General features: G+C 63.0%; 5 protein-coding genes and 1 tRNA gene. 4 read left to right on the top strand and 2 right to left on the bottom strand.

Going from position 1 to position 2386, the window contains the following annotated elements:
- Both VNZ93_RS17115 and VNZ93_RS17110 read left to right on the top strand, forming a co-directional pair.
- The coding region (locus VNZ93_RS17115) for a TSUP family transporter (RefSeq protein ID WP_325707730.1) at positions 1-396 on the top strand (396 nt) is incomplete at its 5' end.
- Positions 397-481: 85 nt separating this feature from the next.
- Positions 482-555 (top strand) — tRNA-Gly (locus VNZ93_RS17110).
- A gap of 31 nt (positions 556-586) precedes the next feature.
- Here VNZ93_RS17110 and VNZ93_RS17105 read toward each other — a convergent pair.
- On the bottom strand, positions 587-856 hold the full coding sequence (locus tag VNZ93_RS17105) for a hypothetical protein (RefSeq protein ID WP_325707727.1): 270 nt from the start codon (positions 854-856) through the stop codon (positions 587-589).
- Positions 857-1046: 190 nt separating this feature from the next.
- On the opposite strand from VNZ93_RS17105, the gene VNZ93_RS17100 reads away from it, so the two are divergent.
- Positions 1047-1295, top strand: coding sequence for a hypothetical protein (locus VNZ93_RS17100; protein ID WP_325707724.1), 249 nt, complete (start codon positions 1047-1049; stop codon positions 1293-1295).
- 109 nt (positions 1296-1404) lie between these two features.
- Positions 1405-1686 (top strand): hypothetical protein, encoded by a 282-nt coding sequence (locus VNZ93_RS17095; protein ID WP_325707722.1) that lies wholly within the window; start codon positions 1405-1407, stop codon positions 1684-1686.
- 13 nt (positions 1687-1699) lie between these two features.
- Here VNZ93_RS17095 and VNZ93_RS17090 read toward each other — a convergent pair.
- The coding region (locus VNZ93_RS17090) for a TerC family protein (RefSeq protein WP_325707719.1) at positions 1700-2386 on the bottom strand (687 nt) is incomplete at its 5' end.

Below are 2386 nucleotides of genomic sequence, written 5' to 3'. Positions count from 1 at the left end.
GCATTGCCGCTCAAGATTTCGCCGCTACGCGCCACCTTCCCGACTGACGGCGCGGTGGGCTTCTTCAATGGCGTGCTCGGCGGACTGACGGGCCTCGCCGGACCGATCGTGGTGATCTGGTGCCAGCTCACGGGCGTACCGCGACATGCGCAGCGCGCGATCTTTCAACCGGTCATTTTCGGAGCATTCGTGTTGACAGCCATTGGCCTCGGGGTCGATGGCGAAACCACGCGGGATGTCGTGAAGCTGTTCGCGCTCGGGCTCCTGCCGGTGCTGAGCGGGATCTGGGCGGGATTGCATCTCTACGGCAGGCTGGACGAGGTGGGTTTCCGCCGTCTCGTGCTTGGACTGCTGTTCGTGTCCGGGCTAGTGTTGCTGGTGCCGGGATGGCGTTGATGAGGCGCAGAAGTCGTAACCCGCAAGAGTCATGAGGCAACGGGCTTGCGGCACGGCCCGCGCTTTCGCTATGGTCGCCGGGCGCGCGGGCGTAGTTCAATGGTAGAACGGCAGCTTCCCAAGCTGCATACGAGGGTTCGATTCCCTTCGCCCGCTCCAACTCTTTGCAAGCAGCTCTCGATATGAAGGCTTATTGCTGAGGCGGCGTCGGCTGCGGAAGTCCTGGCGTATTGGGCAGAGGCAATTCCTGCGAACCGGAGCCGGACGTCTGCACGGTCGTGCCGTCGCCGGCCACCATCTCCTGGTCTTTGGTGTAGAACCACAAGCCCACAGCCACGCATAACGCGAGGACCGCAAGGATCGATACCACGCTGAGGTCGGTACGCTGGCGCTCGACCTCCCCGGGAAGCTCCGGCGCTCTCGCGCGTATGTCAGTGTCCTGGTCCGGCCCGACAGCCATTTCGAACTCTCCCAAGGTCCGCCTCCAGGCTCGCCCTGGTGACAAGTCTTACGCGCCGGCATGAGTTCCGTCGTTGCTGCGGCCGCGCGAGCAGGTCCGGACGCGTTCACCATGGCGACGCCGGCCATTCGTCACGGCAGAAATCCGGCGTATAGTGCCGCATGCGCCGCCGCGCGCGAGGAGTTGTGCCGTGTCCGACTGCATCCATTGCGATATCCATGATCTGCTAGAACCGGAGCTGGTGCGCGACGGCGCCGATCTCGGCGCGATCGCCGCGAAGGTGACCGAAGTGCTGGCAGACCTTGTGATCATGGCCGATCCGCAGGACCGCGCGGCGCTGCTGGCCGACGTGATCGCCAATCTCGGGCATATCGTGCTGGAGAAGACCGATCAGCCTCAGGGCGCCGGCAGCGACGACACCAAGCCGCGCCGCCACTGACTATTCTGCTCGGTACGATCCAAAGTTCGCCGCGGAACAGCAAGCCGATCCCCGGCGTTTATCGCGCATGGGTAAGATCGCTTCATTCGCGGATGCGCGCGCCAGGAAGATGAAGGCCAGGCTCGACGGGTTTGCCGCGAGCCGAAGTCCGGCCGTGGTGGAAACTGCCGATGGCCAGATCGACGCCCAACGAATCTTTTGCCGCGATGGAGCAGCAGTCCTGATCGACCGCTATGGCTGTCAGGTCTGGGTGGGCTACGGCGACATCACGGATATCAGTCCGATATTGCCGGTAGCTGAAATCGTCGCGCTGACCGGCGATGGACCGATCGATGTGCAGCCGGAACCGGCAGCTGCCACTGTTGTGCCTTTCCCGATCGCTCGCCGCTGATCGCGCGTCCGGATCATCCGGCACGTGGCGGTGTCGTTTGCTCCTTTTCGCGTGCGGCCTTTCTTGCGCGCCGCGAGAGCACATTCAGGAATTCGATGAAGGCCGAGAACGCCATCGCCGCGTAGATGTAACCTTTCGGGATCTTCGCGCCGAAGCCTTCTGCGATCAGCGCCATGCCGATCATCAGAAGGAAGCCGAGCGCGAGCATCACCACAGTCGGGTTGCGGCCGATGAAGTTCGACAGGGGTGTCGCCGCCACCAGCATCACGAACACCGCAACACAAACCGCGACCACCATGATCGGGATGTCGTCGGTCATGCCGACCGCGGTGACGATGCTGTCGATCGAGAATACGATGTCGAGCAGGATGATCTGCGCAATCGCGGATGCGAAGCCGAGGTGCGCGGTTCTGGAGTCGAAGATGTCGGGGCCGGGGTCCGGATCCACATTGTGATGGATCTCCTTGGTCGCCTTCCAGACCAGGAACAGGCCGCCGGCAATCAGGATGAGGTCCCGCCACGAGAAACCATGACCTAACAGGGTAAAGATCGGCGTCTTGAGCTGCACGATGATCGCGACCGTGCCCAGCAGCACGAGGCGCATGATCAGTGCGAGCCCGATGCCGATGGTGCGCGCCTTCTGACGATGCTGCTCGGGCAGCTTGTTGGTCAGGATCGCGATGAAGATCAGGTTGTCGAT

Origin of the sequence: Pseudorhodoplanes sp. (assembly GCF_035565795.1) — a bacterium.
Lineage (GTDB): Bacteria > Pseudomonadota > Alphaproteobacteria > Rhizobiales > Xanthobacteraceae > Pseudorhodoplanes.
Note: the sequence above shows the minus strand (reverse complement) of the source record. Positions and strands in the feature narration are given on the sequence as shown.

Bases quoted from the DNA above. Each gene is read 5' to 3' on its own strand.
- VNZ93_RS17105 (WP_325707727.1), bottom strand. From the start codon at position 856: ATGGCTGTCGGGCCGGACCAGGACACTGACATACGCGCGAGAGCGCCG.
- VNZ93_RS17095 (WP_325707722.1), top strand. From the start codon at position 1,405: ATGAAGGCCAGGCTCGACGGGTTTGCCGCGAGCCGAAGTCCGGCCGTG.